Genomic DNA, 24,721 nt, shown 5'->3' on the forward strand with positions numbered 1-24,721 from the left:
AAAATTCCTTTCACACAAGTTTTGCTGCTTGATGAGGTCGGCTTTGTAGCGAGCCTTTTCTGTCCTGGTGTCCATATGCTCAATTGTAGTGCATGGCCGTGCTAAAGAGGAAGGTGACCAGACTTGATCATAACGATAGTGTCTTCCGTTGCCGGTTCAAGATCGTAATTAAAATGTGGGGTTCGTATCCATGTGCCAGCAGGCCAGTCTCCTGAAGCCGTCGAAAGCTTACCAGAAATAACCAGTATTTCTACTCCTCCAGACCTGTCTTGCAGAGGCAGGGTTTTCCCTGCAGGAATTCTGAGGGTAGAAACTTTCTCATCTTTAAACTGATATAGAAACACTTCAACAACACCGGTTGAATCATTCCGGCCCAGGGCTTCGAACATATTGTCTCGAACAGTTTGCCTGTCTGACGGATCAAACTGACATAGCTTCACGAATATCACGCAGCCTTCTTTACTGAAAGGCGCGTGCTGGCTGCCTGGTGGGTTTCGCAGATAGCTACCTGGACCAAAATCTCCCGTTTCGTCGGAAAAAGTTCCTGAGAGTACCAGAATTTCCTCACCATCCGGGTGAGGGTGCGCAGGAAAACTGGCACCGGCAATATACTGAACGATGCTGGTGGCATGTCCTGACTCCTTATCTTCCCGAGCCAGTGGCTTACGGAACACTTTACTGGCGGGGCTTGGTTGCCACTGCTGATTTTCGGTTTGAATAACAACGGATTCCTGAAAGTTCATGTTCAGCATGGAATATTACCTGTTTAACTATAAGACAATGGATGACCATTCGGTGTCGGTTTCCTGATCAAACAATTATTGGATTCATGGTCGCCTGTATTAAGAAGCCAGTTCAAATCTTTTCACATTGAGTTTATTGCTTTTGACGACAGGTAAACTAGTGTAAATTCAGCGAGTTGCGCTTGAGTAACAACGGGTAAACCGACATTATTGTTCGGCTTTCGGGCCCATTTTTCAAGGAACTGGAGATATGCCAAAAACTTATCTTAAAGGCTTTTTACTGGCAGCCCTGGCCAGCTCAATTATGTCTGCCCAAGCGGCTGAGACTGAATACAACTTGCTGGAAGTATATAATCTGGCGTTGAAAAATGATGCCCAGCTGGCCGCTGCACGTGCCGATATGATGGCGACTCAGGAAGGTAGCACCCAGGCAAGAGCCCTATTGCTGCCCAATTTGTCTTTGTCGGGTGGAACTCAGTACAACAAAACATCTCTCGAGGCAGCCGTCAGTGACGTTAAAGACGATTATAACTCTCATACCTGGGGAGCTACTTTAAGTCAGCCATTGTTCAATATGGCCAGCTGGTTTGGTTATGATTCTGCCAAGTTTCAAAGTGCCCAGGCAGAAGTTACTTTTGGCTATGAGCAGCAGAATCTTATTCTCAGGGTTTCAGAAGCCTACTTTAATGTGCTGAGAGCTGAAGACAGTCTGACCACTGCCATAGCCGAAGAAAAAGCGGTCAAACAGCAGCTGGATCAGGCTCGTGAACGCTATAATGTGGGTCTTATTGCTGAGACTGATGTTCTCGAAGCCAGAGCACGCTACGACGATGCTCGAGTAGTCCGGATTGACGCTGAAAACAATCTTTCAGTGTCTTATGAGGCTCTGCGTACAATCGTCGATCAGGATATTCAGGACATTGGCAAGCTCAATAAAACCATGCCCGTCACTGCTCCCACACCTGCTGTCTCTGATGAGTGGGTCAACAACGCGCTCAAGAATAACCTGCAGCTTGAGGCCGCACGTGAAAGCCTGAAAGCCGCAGAGAGCAATATCAAGGCCAAGAAGTCAGGCCATGCTCCAACTGTTGATGCTTTCGCCAGCTATAACTACAACTCCAGTGATGCAGACTCTGCCAAAGCAGACACTACAGGTAACGGGATAAGGACCGGTGATGGCGACCAGACTGTGGTAGGCGTTAAATTTAACCTGCCCCTGTTTGCCGGTGGTGCAACCAGCTCTCAGGTTCGTCAGGCGACTTACCAGATGGAATCGGTTCAGCAGAATTACGACAAGGCTTTGCGCGAGATTAACTCCGGTACCCGTAACCTGTTCCGCACCGTCAATTCTGATGTCGCTCGTGTAGAAGCCCGTTGTCAGGGTATTGTCTCTTCTGAAAGTGCGTTGAAAGCGACAGAGAGCGGCTATGAAGTTGGTACCCGTAACATTACCGATGTTCTCGATGCCCAGAAGACACTGTTTGCTGCCCAGCGTGATTACCTGAATGCCCGCTACGACTTTATCGTGAACACATTGAAGCTGAAGCAGACAGCGGGTACCCTGAATCCGGAAGACCTTACCCAGCTGAATAACTGGATAGTGTCTTCAGAGGAGATGTCCATTCCTGCCCAGTGTCGTGCAAACTGACAGAGACATTTTGGTTTAAACAGGCTTGGATGACAAAATAATAGCGCTGGTTTCAGCGCTATTATTTTGTCCATAGATCTCAAGCGTTAAAAATCACAGAGCAAGTGTAATAACTCGAATTACTTTTATTATCTCTATTTTGTATTCATACAATGCCAATGCATCACCACTTAATGATGCAGTCAGTAGTTTGGACTCCCTCATTGATGAGATGACCGTCGACAATAAAAGCCTGGCAAGAGCATCTAATTCGCTTTTTGGCTGCCTTGAGGTTGAGTGGTAAAGCTATTTTTTGAAATACCGATAACAATAAAAATACTTGAGTCGAAAAAATGTTTAAAAAGCATCTGGTAATATTTCTGTTCTGCTTGATGTATCCTTTTTCTTTAAAAGCAGATTTTAAAGGGCTTCCAAAATTGCCAGATTTTGGAAAAGTTAACTCATACTATGATGCCGTCAGAATACTTTTCGATGATCATTTACAAGAGATAGAAGAAATAAAGACTTCTGGCAGCCAGGTTGAAAAAGTCTTTTCTGTTATATCTCTGAACAAAAGATGGTTTGTTAAAATTACAAGAGAAGACTGCGAGTCATGTGAAAGCACTCATTTTGGTACTGAGTGGAAATTAAAGAAAGAATATAAGAATTATTCATGGCTTGGTTTAAAAAATGCTGAACTGGTATTTCCTGAAAAAGGTGCAACCTTTATTCTGGAAAATAAAAAACATTTGGTTGCCAGTTATGCCTGGGTTCCTGGTGAAACATTATCAGATATTTACAGTAAGTATTTTAACGAAAAAATACGCAAAGAAACCTTGAAGAAAGCATTTTATCGCTACGGGCAGGTTTTATCAGTTAGTCATCTTGACCCTGAAAAGCCTGGTCAGGATATAGATGTCATATTAAATAGATCTGTAAGGCTACATCTTAGTGACAGAAATACCAGGAATGAAAAATATCATGAAGATAAAGATAAAATATATATCTTGGATTTAGCTGATGATGATAGATATATTGGAAGGGAAGTTAAAGTGAAAGAAGAATTGGAGTTGTGGCTATTAAATATGATTGATCTTTATGATGAGCTAGACACCGATGCGAATTGCGGTAGCAATCAAGAATGTCTATTAATCCCTTTTAATAGTTTTGCACAAGGGTACATATCCTCACTTCCAATGTACAGTTCCAATGTTATTCTGGCTATGCTGAAGACAAAATATTTAGAAATAGTAAAAGATATTTGCAAAGCCGGTTATTCTGAATTTTGTTTGCTGGAAGACAGTCTGAGGGCTGACAAAGGGCGTGGCAACTGATGCTTGTAGCAAAGGTGGCAAACACACTGAGTCATGATATTCCCCCGATAAAATGGACACAGGTCTGCAGCTAAATTGCCACTTAAGTATTCTAACGGAGATCGGTAATTTAAGAGGGGGGCTTCGAGTCAATGGATTTATGAAGTAGAACGACGCAAGAGCCAGAGTCGAGATATTTATCGACTCTGTTCAAGTGAGTTGGCTCTAATGTCCTGGTCGGTCGATCAGCGTACTTTCTGCAGCCAATTAGCCAAGATGATCAATGGTTTCTGACAACTGTTTCAAAAGCTTTTGTAATGCACCTCTATTACCTTCCACAAATCTTTGAGCCTGGCTGCCCATCTTTTTTCTGGCTGCATCGTCTGTCAGCAGATCGTATACGACTTCTGCCAGTTGTTCTGAGTTCCGAATGGTTTTCATACCGCCAGCGTCTTCTAGCTGTTGGCTGATATCTGTGAAGTTATAGACGCTGGGACCGGATAAAACAGGTATCCCCAGGGCGGCGGGCTCCAGCATATTATGACCTCCGTTCTTAATCAGACTACCCCCGACAAAGGCTATGTCTGATGTTGCATACAGCTTCATCAGCTCACCCATGGTGTCGCCAATGATTACTTGGGTATCTGCAGATGTTTCTGTCGCCTGACTGTGTCTTATGGTGATGAACCCGAGACTTTCTGACAGTTCAAAAACACGGTCAAAGCGTTCGGGGTGTCGGGGAACAAGCAACAACAGAGTGTCGGATAATTTCTCGTGCACTTTGCGAAAAGCATCCAGAACCGGCTTGTCCTCGCCGTCGTGGGTACTGGCAGCTATCAGTATTTTTGTCTTGTGACCCAATCCCGATTCCCATGTGGATTTAAGCAAAGCTGCACTGTTGTTGATCTCATCATCCACAGACATATCAAACTTGACGCTGCCGGTTATGGCCAGACGTTCAGCAGGCAAGCCCAGTTGTTTGAATCGTTCACCGTCATTCTCGGTCTGGCAGGCCACCTGATGGATGTTCTGCATCATATTTCGAGTCAGCGAGCTCAATTTTGCATAACCCCGGGCCGACTTCTCTGACAACCGGGCATTGATGATAACCACGGGAATGTTTCTGGCTTTACAGGCGGCAATGGTGTTGGGCCATAGCTCTGTTTCCATGATTAAAGCCATTTTGGTGTGAGTCCGATTTAAAAAACGGTTTTGCACGTCTGGCAAATCGTAGGGGCAATAGACATGAGAAACACGGTCACCGTATATTTTTTTAACACGCTCGGAGCCGGTGGGTGTCATGGTGGTGACGACAAAGCGGTAATTGGGGTATTGATTCATCAAGGCTTTAACCATGGGCGCACTGGCTATGGTCTCACCCACAGAAACGGAATGGATCCATATGACGGGTTTGTCATTGGGCAACTTTTTGATAAAACCAAAGCGTTCACCCCAGCGATGACCATATGCAGGAGATTTTCTAGTGCGCAGAATCAGCTTGATCAGGACAGCGGGCACCAAAAGGTACAATAAAAGTGAATATAAGTATCGACTCATGCTCGGGCTGGATTCGTTAGGAGTTGGACTACCAAGTATGTTAACAGATAGAGCCTGACCCGAAATAGATTTATGAGTCGAATCTGTCCGGCTTTCAGTGATGGGGGCTTTCGAACACTGATGTAACCCATGGAGAAATGATGCTGGACATCAAGAAAGCGCTTGCATCCATCCACTGAACAATATCAAACTGCCTCACCTTATTGTCAGGACTGCCATTCTCGAACTTATGAATCACTCAATACCGCCCGGGCGACGGACTCTCATGGTTCAGGGAACCACCAGTGATGCGGGGAAAAGTGCGCTGGTTACCGGACTTTGTCGAGCTTTCAGCAGGCGGGGTATTCCAGTGGTTCCCTTCAAACCACAGAACATGGCTCTGAACAGTGCGGTGACCGAGGATGGCGGCGAAATTGGCAGAGCCCAGGCGCTGCAGGCATTAGCGGCGGGTCTTGAGCCCCATACGGATATGAATCCGGTGTTGTTGAAGCCTAACTCCGATACAGGTGCACAGGTGATCGTCAATGGACGTTCTATCGGTGAAATGAATGCCCAGACCTATCATGAATTCAAACCGAGGTTGCTGGAGCGTGTTCTGGAATCCTGGCGCAGGCTGGCAGAGCAATACCGTTTCGTGCTGGTTGAAGGGGCGGGAAGTCCGGCAGAAATCAATCTGCGTGACAGGGATATTGCCAACATGGGGTTTGCCCAGGCCGCCGACTGTGCGGTCATTATTGTTGCTGATATCGATAAAGGCGGGGTTTTTGCCCATCTTTATGGAACATTGGCACTATTGTCGGAATCAGAGCAAAGACGGGTAGCCGGTTTTGTGATCAATCGCTTCAGAGGTGATATCAAGCTACTGGAATCGGGACTGGAATGGCTCGAGAAAAAAACGGGTAAGCCGGTGCTGGGTGTGCTTCCTTATCTTCATGGCCTGCATCTGGAGGCTGAAGATGCGATTCAGTCACAACAGGTTTCTCATGATAATGATTCAGTTTTACAAATTGCGGTGCCTATACTGACCCGTACCAGTAATCACACTGATTTTGATCCCCTCAGGCTGAGACCTGATGTTCAGATTCACTTTGTTGGCAAAGGCGAACCCATTCCTCCGGTGGATCTGATTATTATTCCCGGTACCAAAAATACCCGGACTGATCTCGACTACCTAAGAGAGAATGAGTGGGATCAGGATATTCTCAGGCATCTGCGATATGGCGGAAAGCTGATGGGCATCTGCGGAGGCTATCAAATGCTCGGCAATATTGTACATGACCCTCAGGGTATCGAAGGAGAACCTGGCAGCACTGAAGGATTGAGGTTGCTGAACCTGGAAACCACAATAGCCCCCCAAAAGCAGCTGAAACAGTTGGCTGGTTGTCTCTCTCTTCCCGATATGGAAAAGGTTCCAGTGACCGGTTATGAAATTCATGCGGGTATTACCCGGGGTTCGGCTCTTGATAATCCTCTCATTCAACTGAAACAGGGGGTGGACGGTGTCATGTCTGAAGATGGCCAGATATTTGGTACTTATTTGCATGGCATTTTTGAAACAACGGCAGCCTGTAATGCCTTTTTAACCTGGTCTGGTCTCAGGCAATTAGCGACAGTGGACTACGAAGCGCTCAGGGAAGAAGGTATTAATAGAATGGCGGATGCTGTTGAGCAGAATATTGATTTGAAGAAATTGTTAGCTGTTTATCAGTGAAAAATATTTCGTTACTTCAAATAATTACGTCTGAGGGAATATTTAAGATGACAGAAGAGCGCAAAGGCTATCGGCTGACCAAAATTTATACCCGTACCGGTGATAAGGGAACCACCCGGATTGGCAGTGGTGATGTTCTGTCAAAAGCGGATGATCGGATTGAAGCTATTGGCTCCGTTGATGAGACAAACAGCTGGATGGGTATGTTGCTAAATGTGCTCAGGCAGTCTGATGACTTGACCGAGTCGCAGCTGAGTCGGGTCAGCGAGATTCAGCACAGGCTGTTTGATGTCGGTGGAGAGTTGGCCATGCCCGGATATCAATTGATTCAGGAAGAGCATACGACAGTCATGGAGACATTGATTGACGAGTTGAATGAAGATTTACCACCATTGAAAAATTTTACATTGCCCGGTGGCGGGGCTGCCGCCTGTCATTGTCATATGGTAAGAACGGTTTCGCGCAGGGCCGAACGTGCTGTGGTCCGATTGCGTGAATCTGGTGTCGACATTAATGCCCCTCTCATTACCTTTCTCAACAGGCTGTCCGATGTGATGTATGTGCTTTCAAGGCATTGTGCCAGAAAGAACGAAGGAGAGGTGCTATGGCAGCCCTCTCCCAAATCAAAAGTTCAGGGTTAATGTCGCCTTTCTCAAGAGGGGTGAATTAATACGAAAGTTCGGGTAATATGCCCGACCTTTACGAAGGTCCCACGGTGGCAACGGCAGCGCATAAAAAGTGCTGACATGTTCAGACGCTGTGGATTGTTTGCGAAACGGTCTATTATCCGCTTGCGAACGATAGGGAACGGGGTTTTAAACCCGGCTGTGCCCGCAACTGTGACGGAGTAATGCGTTCTCAAGAAAGCCCCTGGAGGCTTTCTAAACCACTGGATTCAAGCTCCGGGAAGGTGAGAAAAGCATGTTGATCCCGGAGCCAGGAGACCTGCCTTCAGTAAAGCAACCATGGAAGCTCTGAGCTATAGAGCTTTCTAACCGGGCGGGTCACCTGGCGGTTGGGAAAATTCATATCTTCCCCGGAAACTGACAAGTCTTTGAGCAAGAGAGACAAGTCAGAATAATTCTGCGGTTGGAACTTTGTGTCTGGCCGACTGTCTGCCGCCCTGAGAAACATCGATCTCAGGGATTCCATGAGGCATCTGCATCAAACAAGTCGAGAACGAAGTTGTTCATCACTCGGGAAGGCTGTCGCAAAAGTGCTGCGCTTCGCTGAAGGGTATCTTCTGTCTGCTACCTGGCTGGCTGCTTTTGTAATTTCTGGTCATACGACATTGTTGCAGGCAGCACAGGTTTGCGTAAAAGACGACCTGAAAAGGGAAGTCTGTGCCCCCAAATCCGTCAAAAAAATAGTCAGCCTTTCTCCCGGTTCAACAGAATTGATCTATGCTGCAGGAGCAGGTAAGCAAGTTGTCGCAGTCGATGATCACAGCGACTACCCTCCCGCAGTCGCTAAAGTACCCCGAGTAGGTGGCTTTCCCAATGTCAGCATTGAAGCCATTGCTGCTATGAAACCAGATTTAGTGGTGGCCTGGGCAGGAGGCAACAGCCCGAAAGTGACGTCAAAGCTGGAGTCACTGGGTGTCAGGGTTTTCTACATTGATCCGCTAAGCTTTCCTGAGATCGCATCGGTCATCAGGCGCTTGGGCAGGCTGTTTGGTACCTCTGCGGTTGCGGATAAAGAAGCCAAAAGGTTTCTGGCTCGTTATCAATCCATCAAGAAAAAATACCAGTTTAAAAAGCCTGTCACTGTCTTTTATGAGATCTGGAACAAACCGCTGATGAGTATCAGCAGGAACCAGATTATCGGGCAGGTGATAGAGCTTTGTGGTGGCCAAAATATTTATGCCGACTCAAAAATACGGGTACCCAAAGTCAGCATGGAATCCCTTCTTGGCAAGAACCCAGAGGTTATTGTCAGCTCCAGCAATCTTAAAGACGGTAAAGCTATCGAAGAGCGCTGGTCGAAATGGAGCGATCTTCAGGCAGTGAAACAGCACCATCTGATTACCGTGCCGGGCAATTTGATATCCAGGCCAACACCCCGGGCTCTGGATGCTGCCGAATCCCTTTGCCAACAACTCGAGAGCGTCAGAAAAGAAAGTCTTGCCAGGGCTTCAAAGACGCCAGCAAACACACACAAGGAATAATCCCATGTCCCACACATTGCGTATTGCAGTCGCTCTGGCCACAGCAGGTCTGGCTGGCACGCTTCAGGCCAGTGAAGAAATTATCAAGCTGGAGGAAGTGGTTGTGACAGCCTCCAGAACTGCTCAGTCTGTGGATGAGGCTCTGGCTCCGGTTACTGTAATTACGCGGAAAGAAATTGAGCGTAGTCAGGCGACAGATGTTACCGAGCTTCTAAAGCAAGTTCCGGGTGTTCAGGTCAATAGAAGTGGTGGACCTGGTGCTTTATCGTCTGTATTTATTCGCGGAGCCAGTTCTTCACAGACACTGGTGCTGGTTGATGGACAGCGATTGAATAGCCCTACTGCTGCGACACCTGAGTTTCAGTACTTAACTCCAGATCAGATTGAAAAAATTGAGATTGTTCGTGGTCCCAGATCTAGCTTATATGGAGCTGATGCGATTGGTGGCGTTATTCAAATATTTACACGAAGAGGCCAGGGAGATCCGAAGCTGACAGTTAAAGCCGGTGCAGGTAGTAGAAAGACCAGTGATATTGGCTTGAACTATGGTGGTGAGGTTAATGGTACCCGCTTCAATATAGGTGCTAGCCTCTTTGAAACTGGCGGATATGACTATACGAATGACAATTATTCTGTAAATTCAGGTGTAAACCTGGATGATGATGGATTTAGAGATAAGTCATTCATTAGTCAGCTATCACATACTTTTGAGACAGGAACTGAGTTGGGCTTTAGTTTTATACATAATCAGGGAAAAACGGAGTTTGATGGATATACGACTGATGATTTGTATGAAAATTACCCTTATAGCGCCTACACAGAGTTTAAATCTTCAACAGCAAATGTTTACGCTGTAGTACCTGTTTCAGAGTCAGCTATTACCAGAGTTAACGCTGGATACTCTGAGTTAGAGAGTAAGCAGCTCGGTAAGAATGTTGATGCAAATGCCCCTTATACACCAAATTATTATGATACCAAACGTTACTCAATAGCGGCACAAGGAGATATCTCTTGGCTTGATGATCAGCTTTTGACACTTGGCGCAGATTATTACAAAGATGAAGTTGATAGTAGCAATAGATACTTTAATCCTGAAACGAATAAGAGGGTTGATTCTCGATACAACGCAGCGGTATTTGCTCAGAATCAATCTGACTTTGGCTGGAGTGATCTGCAGGTTGGGCTGCGCAGAGACAAAAATGAGTCATTTGGCTATAGCACAACTGGAAATATAGCTTGGGGTGTTGATTTGACTGAAAACTTCAGAATCGTTGCCTCCTATGGGACAGCCTTCAGAGCACCTTCATTTAATGATCTCTACTATCCAGACGCTGGGAATCCCAATATTAAGCCAGAAACTTCAAAAAATGCTGAGTTAGCTCTGAAGGGGCATCATGCGATTGGTAACTGGTCTGTTGCCATTTTTCAGAATGATATAGAGGATCTTATTGCTTGGGCTCCTAGTGCTGCCGACCAAAATAAATGGGTGCCTTCTAACGTTGACGAAGCCAGAATTAAGGGTATTGAAGCTGTTGTTCAAAAGAGAATTGATGATTGGAACATCAGAGCATCAGCAACTGTTCTAGATGCGGAAGATACCAAAAGGGATAAGGTTCTTGTCAGGAGAGCTGAGCAGTTTGCGACGCTTGATGTTAACAGGCAGCTTGGCCTTTTCTCTCTTGGTTCGTCTGTTAGAGCACAAGGCCACTCTTATGATGATGTCGACAATAAAACACGTTTAGCTGGCTTTGTAACCGTAGATATTAGAGGTGGATATAGGGTAACCAAAGAACTTCTTACAGAGCTGAAAGTGGTTAATCTGTTCGACAAGGATTACCAAACAGCAAATGGTTATAAAAGTGAGCCAATAGGTGTGTTCCTCACTCTGATTTGGACTCCTGAATTGTAAGTCATTTCTTGTACGACTAGCGTCTTTCATGTATTGAGCAAGCTCTCACTCTCTTCCCCTAGGAGCCTTATATGGTCCGCCCCGTTTTGCAAGAGCCTGTTTTGTTAATTAGCAAACAAAGATAACTGCAATCATATATACGGCCTATTCATGAGGTCTAACCCTCTGGCCCTGATGGGTATCCGCGCAACCTGGCCTTATCAGTCCGACGGCCTCAAGGGTCAAGGCTCCTATCAGGTTTCAGGTTGCCGGTTTTTACCTGTTTGCCATCAACTGTACATGCTCATCGCAATCTGCGGGGGGGTCCCCTTTGATTAAGCTTATGCTTTACTTTGCCGCTGCCGCCTTTACTTCATTATGCAGCCTTGTAAACTTCATTTCGGGTCATGATGACCCAGACAATCCGAGCCATTTTATTAGCCAGACCAACGGCGGCAACGTTGTGATTGCTGCGCTCATTAAGTTGGCTAACCCATTTTTTACAGCGGTCATCCTTATTTTTGAGGCAGTGGAGTACCGAACGTGCGCCGTGTATCAATAATGTGCGCAGGTATTTATCACCCCGTTTACTGATGCCCAGCAGGACTGACTTACCGCCTGTGGAATGCTGTCTTGGAACTAATCCCATCCATGCGGCAAGGTGTCGACCAGATTTAAAATACGTCGCATCACCAATGGCTGCCTTCAATGCTGTGGCAGTGATGGCTCCGATACCCGGCATAGTCATCATTCGACGACATTCGTCGTCGTTTTTTGCTAGCTCCTGAATTTTCTGGTCATACTGTTGAATACGCTTGTCAAGACTGGCCAACTCTTCTGATAAACCATGTAGCAGCTCACGAGTCAGCGAATGGAGTCCATTTTCAGCATCTTCCAGAATTCGTGGAAGCTGTGCACGAACTTTACCAATACCCTGGGCAACTACAATACCTTCTTCCAATAGTGACCCCCGGATCTGGTTAACCAGGGCAGTTCTCTGATCAACCGCTTGTTGACGATAGCGGTGCAGAAGTTGCCAGGCCTGCTGCTCTGATGTTTTAACAGGTACAAAACGCATGCTGGGCCGTGAAGCTGCTTCTGCAATCGCTTCAGCATCGTTGTAGTCATTTTTGTTGGTCTTGACATAAGGCTTGACAAATTGAGGTGAAATCAGCTTGACAGTATGCTCATAGTTCTTGAATAACCGAGCCAAATAGTGAGCACCACCACAAGCTTCCATAGCGATAATGCATGGCTCCAGATTTGCCACGTACTCTAGAAGGTTCTTCCTGGACGACTTCTTTCTGATGACTTTGCTACCCTGCTCATCAACACCAAACAGGTGAAAGTTGTTCTTGCCAATATCGATACCAAGTACTGAAATAGTCATGGGTGGTTCGCTCCGGTTAATCCTGTTTAAATGGTTAACTCCATTTTGGCTCATTTGAAGCCGTTTAGGAGGGGCGGACCATCCCATTAGACCGAGAATAGCGCCCGTAGCGAGGACGGCAGAAAATTGAGGATGAAAATTCGGTTTTGTAAGGAGAATAGCGAGCTATTTGACGAACAAAAGCGGATTTTCAGACCAATTTGCTGCCGCCGCAGTAGGGCAGTCTATTCTCGGTCGGGCTCCTAGAGTGAGAGCTTTTTTATAAGGTAGTCAATATGGCACTTAAAAAATCCAAAGACGTCCGGGAACTATGCTACCCCTTCATTTACGAGCATTCACCTTTGTGTGATCACGAAATTATTACCGATGAGCTTTGTACGACACTGGGCGGAGCTATCTATGAGCTGGAAGGAGATGAAAGGTTCAGGGATATCTACGATTTTCTCTGCGAACTGCAGCCGAAAATTTTTCATCTTAATGCGTCTATCCGGGGTAAGCAGGCCATCTTTGAAGAGCAGATAGAATGGCTCGCAGGGTATTTTGATCGTTATCAGGAAGAGATTGCCGGGCGAATAAAAGGTTTTGTTTTACCTCGCGGACCTCGAACCGTTCAGTTGCTTCACTCCTGTCGTTCGCTCAGTAAAAAAGCGATCAGAGCCATGGTTCTGGTGGATGCTGAAGGCATAGAAGTTCCGGATGTTCTGCACCGCTTTGCCAACATGCTTTGCAATCTCTTTTTCAGATTAACGGTGGTGATTAATGGACGACTGGGGATCACGGAACCTGAGTATGTGAGCAAGAGTTACAAGTCCAAGTCACCCTCAAAGTTAAAGCAGGAGTCCAGGAAAAAGGTTGTGTAATCAGGAAAGTTCGATTTAGGATAGAAAGTAGGCTCAGAATAATAAAGAAATTGGAGGCCGTGGTAAGAAAAGGACTTTCTTTTCACTACTTTTACGCTCATGGCTGTTTAAGTGCCTGTAGCTGTTCAGGCGTTCTATTTCAAAATAAGAAAGGCTGTCTGCAAGTCGTGAAATCAGCCTGTCGTCATGAGATTTTTAACTTAAACTTATCAATTAGGTGACCGATAAAGGTTTATTCCCACAGATTAAAAAAATGGAGGAGCAAGGATGCTTCTTGTTGTTGCTGTTGCCTGCCTGATTGTTGCTGTTACTGCTATTCTCTCGGTTATTGAATCTGCCATTATTTATGTTGATGATCTCAGGTTAGCCACAATTCTCAGACACAAGCCTGTTAACAAGGCCGACATTAAATACATTATCAAGAACAAGGAGGCTCATTTGTCCTCCATGGTCATGTTGATCACGCTGATCAGTATTGCCGGAAGTTCGATGATAGGAGCTATTGCTGCCAGACATTTTAATGACACCGGTTTGGCCATATTCACTGCTCTTCTGACCTACTGCATGTTGGTATTTGCCAAAATTTTGCCAAAACTCTTTGCGGTTCAGATGGCAGAGCCCGTACTCAATCATTCTGCCCGTTTCGTAAGAGTTATCTGTTTTCTGCTTCGGCCAATGCTCAAGATGACGCTGGTCTGGGCCAGACTGTTCAGGATTGAGAATACTCAGGAGCCCAGTCGGGACGAGCTGAAAGGCATCATTCGTCACTTCAATAAGTCCGGCGTGATAGAACGTGAAGAGCGTAAAATGGCAGAGCTGGCCCTGAAAATGAACCAGAAGACTCTGGCAGCCCTGACCACTGAAGATGGTCCTATGGTCTGGCTTGCCTCTGACTCCAGAGTGCAGGACATTCAGGCATTCATTTGCCAGCATTCCTACAAGCGCTACCTGGTTGTGAGCGATGGCGAAGTAGTGGGTATTGTACACTATCGTCATATCACTAGCTGTCTGGTTAATGGCCTTGCCGATAAAACGGTTGGAGAGTTGGCCAGACAGGTTGTTTTCCTGGAAGAACAGTGTACGTTGCTGGATGCCATAAAGGCTTTTGGCAAGGCCCGGGCCTCTGTCGCACTTCTTGCCGGGCGGAATCCGGAACAGACCCGAATGATCACTGCCAAACAGGTTTATCGAGCTATTCTACAGGCTTCCTGAGTCTGTAGAACCCCGCAATTCCCACCTCGTTGCCTCCCCTGAAACACGTATTCATGCATCGATAACTGAAAACTGAATGACAGTTTTGATGTGTTTGATTTTTATTTCTTTGTTCTGAAACTATTTAATTTGTCATAGCGTATATTCAGCCAAGAGGATAATGATTTTTTTCGAATATCAAAGAGGTAAAGCAAATGACCAGGACAAATCACTTATCTTTAGCTGGAGGCGTATGGGCCAGATTGATCATGGCTCTGACGCTGGTTTTTTCGATGCAGGCTATGGCCGAAGACGAGATTTATACCGGGCTTTTCAGCGACAAGGCTGTCAGTGGCTACGACCCGGTGGCTTACTTTACTGATAGTAAGCCGGTAAAAGGTTCCGATAAATTTTCTACCCGCTATAAAGGGGCTACCTGGTACTTCAGCAGTGAAGAACATAAAAAGCTGTTTTTGGAGTCTCCGGAAAAGTACGCCCCTCAGTATGGCGGCTATTGTGCATGGGCTGTGGCTCAAGGTAAGACTGCCAGTGCTGATCCTCAGCAATGGACCATCGAAGATGGTAAGCTTTACCTGAATTACAATAGTTCCGTTCAGAAAAAATGGCTCAAGGATAAGAAAAACCTGATCAATAAAGCTGATGATAACTGGCCGAAAGTGATCAATTAAAGCTTATCAAGTTCCGAGTAAAGTCTGGTTCGCTGGCGATCTGAGACTTTACTCATCTATCCCATTAGTACGATGAGTCACATCACTTTAAATCGGGTGAAAGGACTTTTTGATTTTTGAGAAATGGAATTGATCCCATGAAAAAACGCGTGATACAAGTTTTTAGTTGGTTAACTGTCCTCTGGATAGCCAAGGTGTTTCTGTTCTCCCTGCCCTACAAGTTCAGTGGGCATCCGGATACCCGGCATATCTTTGGAACTATTGGTCAGTGGATGCAGGGAGTTATTGGTGTTTCAATGGGTGAGTGGTTCAGTAGTTACGGTGCTATTGTTGTTGGAGTTGCAGAATTATCCGTCAGTTTGCTGTTGTTCCTGCCTGTCATACTGTTCATTAACAATAAGTTGAGTCGCAATGAAAGCAAAATCAGCCAGAGTCTGATACACAGTCTCGGGGGGCTGGCAGCGTCTGGTATCATGGTGGGTGCGGTTTTCTTCCACCTTGCTACACCTCTGGGAACAGAGGTATTGCACCAAGGGAAAAGTGACGGCGGCTCCCTGTTCTATGCCGCTGTATCCATCCTGGTGTTGGGGCTGATCATGGCGATAGCCAACTTTTCTTTGGTTAAAGAAGAAAAACTGGCAAGATCTAACCCTTAACTCACCGGAGACACTAAATCTGGAAGTGATCATTATGATAGTTCGTACGTTGCTGGTTTTGGGATTTATCTGGCACGCCTTGAGACAAAGAGTAAAGCCCTGGCTGTTTTTTCAGTTGAATGCCGATTACTTCAATGACGCCAAAGGACTGTACTCGAAACTTGATATGGATGAGTCCATTCCCAGACGGTGGCGCCTGAAACAGAGCCTGGATACTGATGGTATAAGGCCGGAGCAATACCCGGTTTTTCTGAAACCTGAATGGGGACAGAACTCCGCCGGGGTTATACGGGTCGATAATGAAATTCAGTTGGAGGCCGCAAGAGCGAATCGCGTTCAGGACAGTGTGCCCTATCTGATTCAGGAAGGTGCCCAGGGGAAAAGAGAGTTTGAAGTGTTTGTGATTTGCTCCCCGGATTCCACAAAGTGCCTTAGAACACTGTCCGTAACCCAGGTTCTGAATACCAGCAACGATGAACATCCTGTCAATGGTATCTACAACAGCGAAACGTTTTATCTGGACAAAACCCACGAGCTGGATAGAAAACAGGCCGATCAGCTGGCTATGCATTTGAGTGAGACCGGGCCGTTCAGAATGGCTCGCTATGGTATCCGAGCAGACAGCATCGAAGCGCTGGTTGAAGGAGAGTTCAAAATTTTTGAAATCAATCTCTTCCTGCCAATGCCTCTGGTGTTGTTAAGCAAGAATCTGGGGGCTTTCGAGAAGTTGCGGCTGATAGGTCAGTTGACCGGTCAACTGGCGCAGGTGACCGGTGAAATTCCAGAAGCCCGTAAACGGAAATCTATTTTCTTCAGGAAGCTGTTTTACCTGAACCGGCTGAATTTTAAAAAGCTGCCAGCCAAGACCGAAGAGGAGATGGTGCTGTGAAATTTATCAGGAAAGCGGTTTACAGCTACATCAGCCAGAAATTCATGAATGGTTGCACTCAGTACAACTCTCTGGAAGTTCGCAAGAGCTGTCGTTCAAAAGCTCAGGCAAGAGCGGCATTCAATAAAAATGATATTCCCCATGCCCGTGGTGAGATTTTCATTAATCCATGGAAGGCTATTCGCTTTGCCAGACAGCATGGCTTTCCTTTGGTGGTTAAGCCTAATGTCGGCGGTTTCTCACGAGGCAGCTATTTTCCCATTCGCAACTATCGGGAGTTATGGAAAGCGGCTTTGCTGGCCAAAATCTGGTGGCCTGCCAGTGTTGTAGAGCAGTATCTGGAAGGAAAAAACTATCGGGTTCTGGTGGCGAACGGTGAAGTGGTGTCTGTGATTCAGCGTTATGCTCCTTTTGTTATCGGAAATGGTGAGGACTCGATCAGCACCCTGATCGATCAGGAGAATACTATTCGAAAGGAGATGGGGCTTCTGGATTGCATGTACCCGCTTCAGAAAAGTGAACAAACCAGAAACTATATAGCGAGACAGGGCTTTAATCTGAATTCCGTTCCGGCTGATCAGGAGCAGGTAAAGCTGTTCCATCGAATTGCCCTGGCACCCGGCGGTGTTATTGAAACCATTCCGGCCACTAATCTGGCCAGAGAGAATATACGACTGATGGAAAAAGTGCTGGCTACTTTCGATGCCAATATTCTCGGTATCGATGTCATCATGGAAAAAGGCATAGAGCATAGTCATAAAGATCAGAAATGCATCCTTTTGGAGGTGAACTCTCGTCCTTACGTGAAAATGCACGACTACCCCAGATATGGAGAAAAAGAAGATATCTCCGGGGTGTTTGAGGAACTGAATAAACTCCAGATCGCTCAGACTGATATTTTCTGAGACAGGGGAGACTGGAGTGCATTACTTTTTTCAGTTCTCAGGTATTCACGCATTTCTGGTCGGTCTGTTGCCGTTCTTTATGCCCACTCTGTTATGGCAACAGGGTTATAGTCTGACCGAAATAGCTGTATTTATTGCCCTGTCCGGTTTGGCTTATCTTTTTACCCTGTGGGTTTGGGAAAACCTGAGATCTGGAAAAGGCAGCGTCTGGGCAGTAAGGGCTTCGTTTTTGACTGAGGTCCTGCTGGTGGCGGGACTGTTTTTCTTTCAACAACAAGCAGACAGCGGAGCCACAGGACTTATTCTGCTGGCCATTCTGAATGGTATTTATGGCTGTTTCTATTGGATGGCTCAACGTCTGCTGTTCAAATCCATCAGTCATAATCGGAATTCCGGTCAGCACTTTGGCAACTTCCAGATATTGGTAGCAGTGATGCTTAAAATCGGCATAGTGGCGGGTGCATTTCTGTTGGAGCAATCGAGTTACTGGATTCTGTTTCTACTCAGCGCACTGATCTCAACTGCAGGTGTTGCTCAAACTTTCAAAACGAAGGTGGCTGTTGCAATCAACACAGCGTTTTCGGCACCGGCTGCCCGTGTCTCTGAAGTGCTCCGATTTCGTGATAGTTTTGGCTCCTGCGGGGTGTTTTTTGTAGATGGACTGTTTCTTTTTCTGGAAAGTTATTTCTGGACTCTCTCACTCTATTTTATCAACAGAGAAAGTCTGCTTGAGCTGGGTGGGATGATGGTGATTCTGGCAATCGCAGTCGCTGCCCTGTTTAAACTGATACAGACTTTTATTGACCGTATGTCCGCTATCCGTCTTTTCCGGTGGGCCATATTTCTTTATGCATTCAGCTGGCTGCTCAGGGGAATGGTCGATGAAACGCTCTCAACACAGCAGCAGTATGCATTTATTCTCGTCATTGCTTTCCTGACCAGCCTGTTCCGTTTGTCATTCAACAAAGTGTTTTTTGATCGTTCCGATAAAACGGATACCCATACCTACCTTTTACTGAAAAGTTACTGCTCGCAACTGGGTGTCGCTGTTTTGTTTATTGTTACAGCTCTGTTCTTGCATCAGGGAAAAGCAGCTCTGGAGGCACTTCAGGCTGTGTACTTTGTTTCATCCATTTTAGCTTTGGTTTATTTCCGCTATAGCTGGCAGGCCGGAACTGTCAGGGTAGATAGAGAAGCCATGAGCGGAAAAAATAATTTTCTGATAAAAACTCGATAGACAGTTAAGAGAAAAGGATATTTTTATCATGCATAATGATTTTGAGCGGATACTCCGGGGCAATCAGGAAACAGTTGAACAGATGATCGGTTTTGTTTCTGGTTTGAGCGCTGATGATTACCGATTCAGGGACTCCGATCTTTTCCAAAGTACCGTCGGGCAGCACTTGCGTCATGTTCTGGATCTGTATGAAGCTATCCGTTCTTCTTCTGACAAATCGGTAGATTATGATCTCAGACGTCGGGGGCTGTTGCTGGAGCATGAAAAGAATGCGGGTCTGGCAGAGTTAAAAGATTTGCAGCAATGGTTAAAGGCGCTGAAAGCAGGGGATCTGGATTTAGATGTTGAAATCAAAACCGAGGTACTTTTGTCAGAAAGCAGCAGCGTGCGATTAAAATCCACCCTGGGAAGGGAGCTGGTCTTTGCTAGCAGTCATCTGACTCACCATCTGGCAATGATGGCGACGATCGCAAAAGTAGCAGGTAACAAAATCGACCCTTCCGTGGGTATGGCACCAGCGACGTCCAGTTTTAACCGGGGTCAGGTGGTGGCTTCCTGAACGGAGTGGATTTCGTTTTCAGTTAGATAGCGCCACTCACCCGTTTTCAGATCAGGGTCGAGCGTGATAGAGCCAATCTGTTCCCGATGAAGGGCCGTTACACGATTACCCAGAGCCGCAAACATGCGCTTGACCTGGTGATACTTGCCTTCATGTATCGTCAGCAGTACTTCCTGATCAGAAATAAATTCGAGTTGCGCGGGGCAGGTTGGCTTTTTCTCCCCATGCAGCTGGACACCCTGCGCAAACTGTTCGATGGCTGACTGATCCAGAGGCGAGGCCAGTTCTACCCGGTAACGTTTTCCGCACTTTTTAACCGGTGACGTGATTTTGTGAGACCACTGACCGTCGTCTGTAATCAGTACCAGCCCAGTGGTGTCGACATCCAGCCGACCGGCAATCCTGAGACGATCGGATTTAATGACATCCAGCAGATTAATAACGGATGGATACATCTCGGCTCTTGTTCCGGAGGGCGTTGCACAAAGGGTATCCAGCGGTTTGTAGAGCATAATGTAACGAAATCCCACCAGAGTGAGTGGTGCTCCATCCAGAAGAACTTCAGCATCGTCAGAAACCTTGCAGGCAGGGTCTTTGACGACGGTACCCTCCACGGTCACCGACCCGGTTTTCAAAAGCCTTTTGCTTTCTGAGCGGCTCAGTTCGGTGCTTTCACAAAGAAATTTGTCGAGTCTCACTGGCTGACCTGTTCCCGGGCCCAGTTGACGAAGGTCTTCCGGGTTTTCGGATCGGCTTTTTCAAACCAGTAACGCAGCATGCTGGCACTTATATTGGCCTCGTCACTTTTATTGACAGCAGAGCCATAGATTTCCTCATTCTGAGTCGCATTGGCAAAGCCTGTGTTTGTCTCTGCGAAGACACCCATACCTGAAAATTCGCTGGCTGCTGCAGGGCTGTCGCTACGATTAAACTTTTGGACGTCTGCTGCATAGTTGCGGCCGAACTGGATACCCTTGCTGGGCAGAATAGCAAATTCATAGGGAACGGCTTCGCCCTTGGCATCCTTCAATGAAATCTTGCCGGTGGGGTTGTTGTTGATAGCTTCGGCCTGACGAATGTCTCTCAGGTCGGGAACATCAATGCTGTAGTGCTTGCCAGCTGCTGGATGGAAGGTCAGGACAAAAGGTTTGGAAGTAAAGCGAGTTCGGTCCCCGCCGTTAGTGACGGTATCAGATAACTGGAAAACAATCTGATGGCGCACATTGGTAAGAGAAATGGGCTTGTTAGCCTCCACTTTGAAGTCGAGGTCTTTGACATTGGTGCCGTCAAGAACCAGTAACTCAGATTTGGCCGGTATCTGCAGGGTGGCCTGTTCTGCTCTGGATTCAGCCGCTGAGACTGAAGCGACCATGAAAAAGCCAAGAGTTGACGCCAGGAGTCTGTTTAGCCATGTGCGATGATGCAGTCTTGAGCGCTCAGAGAGGCTGAAAAAGTCGTTTAAAAGAGAGCGCATAGATATCCCCTTATGCAACTTATATTAATGAGGGTAAGAAAAGCGCTACAACATGCCGGACTCAGGGTTTAAAAGCAAGTGGCTTTTGGGAGGCGGAACTCTGCTCAGCCGGTTTGCTGCGGAGATGTGACGACTATTCGCTGCCGAACGACTGCATGGATGCAGGAGCTAGAGCAACGCAGGAGCAGTTGCCGCCGACTGCATGGATGCAGGAGCTAGAGCAACGCAGGAGCAGTTGCCGCGCAGGGCAGTCTATTCTTGGTCAGGCTCCTGTTGATGGCAAACCTTACTCGCAAGTCTTTAATCCTTGAGGGGCGAGTGCAATTAAGTCCATGGAACCAAATCACCATAATGATGTCAAAATAGTATATGCCTGATTATTACATGCGGTTATTTAATTAATGATTATTTGGTTTAAGTATCTATTATGCAAAATATCGAAAACACTTTTGCTCCGCCTTTTTACCCGCAGCCTGCCCCTGAAGAATGCAACACTCAGCGCTGCTCAGAAGGACCGGAGGACACAGGCTCAACGACTGCAATAAATCCAGAGTCTCAATTCCAGAGCAGTGATCAAAGCAATGATCCGGCATACTGCAAACCCAGTGGTTTTCCACTATCTGAAAGACAGGCTGCGATCAGTTCAGTAGAACAAAAGTACCATACACCTGATTTGACATCAGCTATTGACCAGAGCCAGCCGGAGCAGTCATCAGCCTGCCGTTCTCCCCTCGAAGTTCTCCTGGGGCCTCTGCCTGATGACATCATTCTGGATACTCTTCCTTGTTTTCACAAAGCACTGTCCTCACCTTCTGAAGAAATTACGATAAAGGATGTCCAAAACTTCAGGCAGGAATTACTCGAATTCCAAATGAAACTTGATCAAGAGTTTTTTGATAGAAATTTCCTTGATACAGATGCTCTGCAGTTCCATAGCTTAATCTACAATAGACTGGCTTTGCTCAAGCGTCTCGCTAATAAATATCAGGTACTCAAGGAGAGTTCATACAAACTTGTTGATTGGTTCAACACAATAAAATTGGCTGACAAAAGCCAATATGTCCTATTGTCCAAAGAGCTGTTTTTGAGCGATGACATGAGTAACGTAACACGGCAGCTGGTCCAGAACTATCGTGTTCTCGGGAAAATGCTATGTCTATGGTCCCCCAAGGATACTTCCCCGGGCCAGCAATCAATCAGCTTTCTGAGTGAGTCTATTGTATGCCATTTGTCCTGTATCTATAGTTTTGTGGAGAGCATGATAAGACATGCTGATTTCAGAAGAAATATTGCTCTTCGAGCGCCAGTTGAACCAAAAATCAGGAAGCACCACTCAATTTTGCGTGCGCCCCCCCGGAAACGATCTAACTCTGTGGCATCTGAGTCTCGCAGACTCAGTGAAGGGATAAGCAATCTGCTCACTACCGTTGCTTCGGCAACATTGGAAATCCAGAGCAAGAAAGATTCTCAAGATATCGTGAAAATCGCCTCTGGATGTCTTTTCAGTTCAATTGATCGATACAGGAATGAAGGGTACGATCAGGAATTCCAACCCGTCTGCGTTGACAAAAAGATGATTGCTCAGCATTTATTCTGTGCAGAGCTATTCCATGCAGCGTTAATGTCAGAACGATGGGATGTTATTAATAAGGTTTGTGAAACAACCAGTCGAATCGTTTTCCATAACGACTATTCACTGGAAAAAGTTATTCAAGGGCTTAAAAAAGACAATACGAAAGGAATCAACATTGAAAGCTGGCATGATGGTCTTAATGAATATACGCAAACCCGATGCTATCCCCTGAACCGTTATTTCGAACTTGGGATTGAAGCTTCTTCTATCTACCTGAGTACCCTGCTTGCTAACAAGGAGAGTGTCACTGAGAACCAGTCACCATTAATAAAGATAAAGAAGACAGAAGAGCTGCAACACATATTTAATGTTCTGAGCCCATGGGCAACCCAGTTGCAGGAGCTTGGCTTATTGACCAATGAAGCCGTGGAATCCTGTAAATACCATCATCGATTATCACTCGCCAAGCTAAGAATACAGACTCTGACCAACAATCACGAGGTGGCTATCAGAAATAGCTTTAATGAGGTCAAAAAAGTTATCGTGCAAGGTACCGCCACGGATGGGATAACAAATGACAATCCGCGACAGCTTCCTGAATCCCTGAAATCCCTGTTGGCACAGACTCTGATCCAGAATAATGATATTTTAAAGCTCATAAACAAAGAGTGCGATATCTATAATCCAGGCATTAACATCACAGAACTAGACAGGAAATCCTGTGAATGGCTAATCAATATTTTTGCAAACATTGCCCAATCACCACACAGTGAATTGCTCCTGACGTTCTCCCACTGCAGTTATTACTGTGCAATGCTCATTGAGCATATTTGTGAATGCGCTTCAATTTTCAGTGATCTGGAGGGCTGCATTACAAGCATTCAAACAAGTGATTCGTCGCCCTCGCTTAAGGTGACCAAAGAGAAATGGAAAGAAAAAATCAAAGCAAATGCTTCCGGGATTAAAGAGAAAATTGATCAATTTGATAAGATTAATCAAAACATCCAAACCTGTTTCAGAGATGCTTTCAGGCAATTGAACAAAATCAGAGAGCAAGTTATTACTGGGCAAGACAAATGTCTGAAGATTGTCCTGTTCGAGTCAATCAAAGCTACTTTATACCATGGCTTGCGACAACTTCAGCATTTGAATACGGGGCTTGTTACCGTTAGCACTAAACGTATCGATATTCTCAAAAGTGAATTTCCCACTATTGCCAACCTTGAGCAGGCTACAGTCAGTTGCAGGAAGAAAATTAACAAAAATATTGCTTTCATAGCAGGTTGTGTAAAAGATCTGGATAATTCCAAAGAGCTATCACTAGTGAAAATTACTGGCAATAATGAACCGAATCCAGTTCATTTTAAAAATGGCCGATTTAACAAACAAGCCAGCAAAAAGCCTGATACTCTGGCAAATTTTGTCGTGAATACATTTTTCAGGGTAGATACTCAGGAGACTCTCGAGACAAGAGCTTATTTTCATGAGCAAATAGCCAGCGAAGTACAGGCGCTGAATCATAACAATAAGCCTGTGGTATATCTGGGAAGCCGTGCCTATCAGACGCAGGTTCAGTCACGCTGGGGGAGCCAGGCATTAAAACGGGCAACCGGCAGCGATCTGTTACCGGGCGAAATATCCCGGGAAATTATTGAGCGCTCAGTCACGCCAAGGGATACAGATCTTTTAGTACTTAACAAAGAGCAATTCAGTGAGATCATAGGGAGACTCTATAACCGGCTGGAGGAAGCTGCCCGGGCAGGTGGTTACTTGCCTGAGAAATGTGTGCTGCTTAAGACCAAAGTTGGTGAGGAACTTTACTACGGAAAAAAATGTTTTTTTTGCAACCTCATTCTTCGTTTAAAAGAAGGCTATACAAAGAAAGACTGGGTTTATGTGGTTGACTTGATTACCCCTATGGATTCTGGTCCGTCAACCCTGCTGCCTTACGATTCCCCCGAGCTGGCTTCCGGTAGTCCGACCCTCGCCAGACCGCTCACTAGCATTATGATTGACGAACTCAACCTGGCGGTCGGTCAGGCTGCTGGCCCTGCCCGTGCACTGATGGCAATGATGCGCATTAATGTCCTGGCAGCCCTTGAATCTTCAGAGCCAAAGCTTGATTCCATATCAGGCATTGTACTTATGCACGTTGTGGAGCGTCTTCAGGACAGTTACCCCGATCCAGCCCTGGACAAAATGGCCAGCATTTTACGCTCCAGGGCATTTAACAGGGTTGCTTACGAAGAGATACCTGTGCCTGACCCGGACGTTTCCACGGCATAAAAGAGC

20 protein-coding genes and 1 riboswitch are annotated in these 24,721 nt (G+C 46.1%); of the genes, 15 read left to right on the plus strand and 5 right to left on the minus strand.

The features are described from left to right. Nucleotides 1-101: 101 nt before the first annotated feature. Nucleotides 102-752: a cupin domain-containing protein gene (locus ACOMHB_RS07250; RefSeq protein ID WP_448216081.1), complete on the minus strand. Its 651-nt coding sequence runs from the start codon at nucleotides 750-752 to the stop codon at nucleotides 102-104. Between the two features lie 241 nt (nucleotides 753-993). On the opposite strand from ACOMHB_RS07250, the gene ACOMHB_RS07255 reads away from it, so the two are divergent. Both ACOMHB_RS07255 and ACOMHB_RS07260 read left to right on the plus strand, forming a co-directional pair. Continuing rightward, nucleotides 994-2,391, plus strand: a complete 1,398-nt coding sequence (locus ACOMHB_RS07255; protein ID WP_448216082.1) for a TolC family outer membrane protein — start codon at nucleotides 994-996, stop codon at nucleotides 2,389-2,391. A 332-nt stretch (nucleotides 2,392-2,723) separates the two neighbouring features. Next, nucleotides 2,724-3,704 carry a hypothetical protein gene (locus tag ACOMHB_RS07260; protein WP_448216083.1) on the plus strand — a complete coding sequence of 327 codons (981 nt, stop codon included), beginning with the start codon at nucleotides 2,724-2,726 and terminating at the stop codon, nucleotides 3,702-3,704. 246 nt (nucleotides 3,705-3,950) lie between these two features. Here ACOMHB_RS07260 and waaA read toward each other — a convergent pair whose 3' ends face one another. Then, nucleotides 3,951-5,240 carry a lipid IV(A) 3-deoxy-D-manno-octulosonic acid transferase gene (gene waaA / locus ACOMHB_RS07265; protein WP_448216084.1) on the minus strand — a complete coding sequence of 430 codons (1,290 nt, stop codon included), beginning with the start codon at nucleotides 5,238-5,240 and terminating at the stop codon, nucleotides 3,951-3,953. 265 nt (nucleotides 5,241-5,505) lie between these two features. On the opposite strand from waaA, the gene ACOMHB_RS07270 reads away from it, so the two are divergent. The 4 genes from ACOMHB_RS07270 (at nucleotide 5,506) to ACOMHB_RS07285 (ending at nucleotide 11,027) form a co-directional block, all read left to right on the plus strand. After that, the gene (locus ACOMHB_RS07270) at nucleotides 5,506-6,951 is read left to right on the plus strand and encodes a cobyric acid synthase (protein ID WP_448216085.1); all 1,446 of its coding nucleotides are present in this window, start codon (nucleotides 5,506-5,508) and stop codon (nucleotides 6,949-6,951) included. A 47-nt stretch (nucleotides 6,952-6,998) separates the two neighbouring features. Next, the gene (locus ACOMHB_RS07275) at nucleotides 6,999-7,592 is read left to right on the plus strand and encodes a cob(I)yrinic acid a,c-diamide adenosyltransferase (RefSeq protein WP_422132671.1); all 594 of its coding nucleotides are present in this window, start codon (nucleotides 6,999-7,001) and stop codon (nucleotides 7,590-7,592) included. A 117-nt stretch (nucleotides 7,593-7,709) separates the two neighbouring features. Continuing rightward, a riboswitch (cobalamin riboswitch) is annotated at nucleotides 7,710-7,918 on the plus strand. 132 nt (nucleotides 7,919-8,050) lie between these two features. Next, nucleotides 8,051-9,118: a cobalamin-binding protein gene (locus ACOMHB_RS07280; protein ID WP_448216086.1), complete on the plus strand. Its 1,068-nt coding sequence runs from the start codon at nucleotides 8,051-8,053 to the stop codon at nucleotides 9,116-9,118. A 4-nt stretch (nucleotides 9,119-9,122) separates the two neighbouring features. After that, nucleotides 9,123-11,027: a TonB-dependent receptor domain-containing protein gene (locus ACOMHB_RS07285; RefSeq protein ID WP_448216087.1), complete on the plus strand. Its 1,905-nt coding sequence runs from the start codon at nucleotides 9,123-9,125 to the stop codon at nucleotides 11,025-11,027. 355 nt (nucleotides 11,028-11,382) lie between these two features. Here the strand turns inward: ACOMHB_RS07285 and ACOMHB_RS07290 are convergent, their stop codons facing one another. Next, the gene (locus ACOMHB_RS07290; protein WP_448215063.1) at nucleotides 11,383-12,396 is read right to left on the minus strand and encodes an IS110 family RNA-guided transposase; all 1,014 of its coding nucleotides are present in this window, start codon (nucleotides 12,394-12,396) and stop codon (nucleotides 11,383-11,385) included. A 275-nt stretch (nucleotides 12,397-12,671) separates the two neighbouring features. On the opposite strand from ACOMHB_RS07290, the gene ACOMHB_RS07295 reads away from it, so the two are divergent. From ACOMHB_RS07295 to ACOMHB_RS07330, 8 genes are all read left to right on the plus strand, one after another. After that, the gene (locus tag ACOMHB_RS07295; protein ID WP_448216088.1) at nucleotides 12,672-13,256 is read left to right on the plus strand and encodes a cobalamin adenosyltransferase; all 585 of its coding nucleotides are present in this window, start codon (nucleotides 12,672-12,674) and stop codon (nucleotides 13,254-13,256) included. A 267-nt stretch (nucleotides 13,257-13,523) separates the two neighbouring features. Further along, nucleotides 13,524-14,468, plus strand: a complete 945-nt coding sequence (locus tag ACOMHB_RS07300; RefSeq protein ID WP_448216089.1) for a CNNM domain-containing protein — start codon at nucleotides 13,524-13,526, stop codon at nucleotides 14,466-14,468. Between the two features lie 194 nt (nucleotides 14,469-14,662). Beyond that, nucleotides 14,663-15,136, plus strand: coding sequence for a YHS domain-containing (seleno)protein (locus ACOMHB_RS07305; RefSeq protein WP_448216090.1), 474 nt, complete (start codon nucleotides 14,663-14,665; stop codon nucleotides 15,134-15,136). A gap of 137 nt (nucleotides 15,137-15,273) precedes the next feature. Beyond that, nucleotides 15,274-15,792, plus strand: coding sequence for a hypothetical protein (locus ACOMHB_RS07310; protein ID WP_448216091.1), 519 nt, complete (start codon nucleotides 15,274-15,276; stop codon nucleotides 15,790-15,792). Nucleotides 15,793-15,826: 34 nt separating this feature from the next. Further along, nucleotides 15,827-16,681, plus strand: a complete 855-nt coding sequence (locus ACOMHB_RS07315) for a D-alanine--D-alanine ligase family protein (protein ID WP_422474268.1) — start codon at nucleotides 15,827-15,829, stop codon at nucleotides 16,679-16,681. Further along, entirely contained in the window at nucleotides 16,678-17,586 is a 909-nt protein-coding gene (locus ACOMHB_RS07320; protein ID WP_448216092.1) for a cyanophycin synthetase, read from the plus strand. Before ACOMHB_RS07315 ends, ACOMHB_RS07320 begins: the two co-directional genes overlap by 4 nt. A gap of 16 nt (nucleotides 17,587-17,602) precedes the next feature. Continuing rightward, on the plus strand, nucleotides 17,603-18,823 hold the full coding sequence (locus tag ACOMHB_RS07325; RefSeq protein WP_422137306.1) for a hypothetical protein: 1,221 nt from the start codon (nucleotides 17,603-17,605) through the stop codon (nucleotides 18,821-18,823). A 28-nt stretch (nucleotides 18,824-18,851) separates the two neighbouring features. After that, nucleotides 18,852-19,382 carry a DinB family protein gene (locus ACOMHB_RS07330; protein ID WP_448216093.1) on the plus strand — a complete coding sequence of 177 codons (531 nt, stop codon included), beginning with the start codon at nucleotides 18,852-18,854 and terminating at the stop codon, nucleotides 19,380-19,382. On the opposite strand, the gene rsuA is transcribed toward ACOMHB_RS07330, so the two are convergent. Both rsuA and ACOMHB_RS07340 read right to left on the minus strand, forming a co-directional pair. Continuing rightward, nucleotides 19,364-20,080 carry a 16S rRNA pseudouridine(516) synthase RsuA gene (gene rsuA, locus ACOMHB_RS07335; protein ID WP_448216094.1) on the minus strand — a complete coding sequence of 239 codons (717 nt, stop codon included), beginning with the start codon at nucleotides 20,078-20,080 and terminating at the stop codon, nucleotides 19,364-19,366. The two genes, ACOMHB_RS07330 and rsuA, sit on opposite strands and share 19 nt — an antisense overlap. Further along, on the minus strand, nucleotides 20,077-20,856 hold the full coding sequence (locus tag ACOMHB_RS07340) for a YccT family protein (RefSeq protein ID WP_448216095.1): 780 nt from the start codon (nucleotides 20,854-20,856) through the stop codon (nucleotides 20,077-20,079). The genes rsuA and ACOMHB_RS07340 overlap by 4 nt, the downstream gene beginning before the upstream one ends. 427 nt (nucleotides 20,857-21,283) lie before the next feature. On the opposite strand from ACOMHB_RS07340, the gene ACOMHB_RS07345 reads away from it, so the two are divergent. After that, nucleotides 21,284-24,715 carry a hypothetical protein gene (locus ACOMHB_RS07345; protein WP_448216096.1) on the plus strand — a complete coding sequence of 1,144 codons (3,432 nt, stop codon included), beginning with the start codon at nucleotides 21,284-21,286 and terminating at the stop codon, nucleotides 24,713-24,715. Nucleotides 24,716-24,721: the final 6 nt, after the last annotated feature.

The sequence above is a fragment of the Endozoicomonas sp. 2B-B genome (assembly GCF_053470045.1).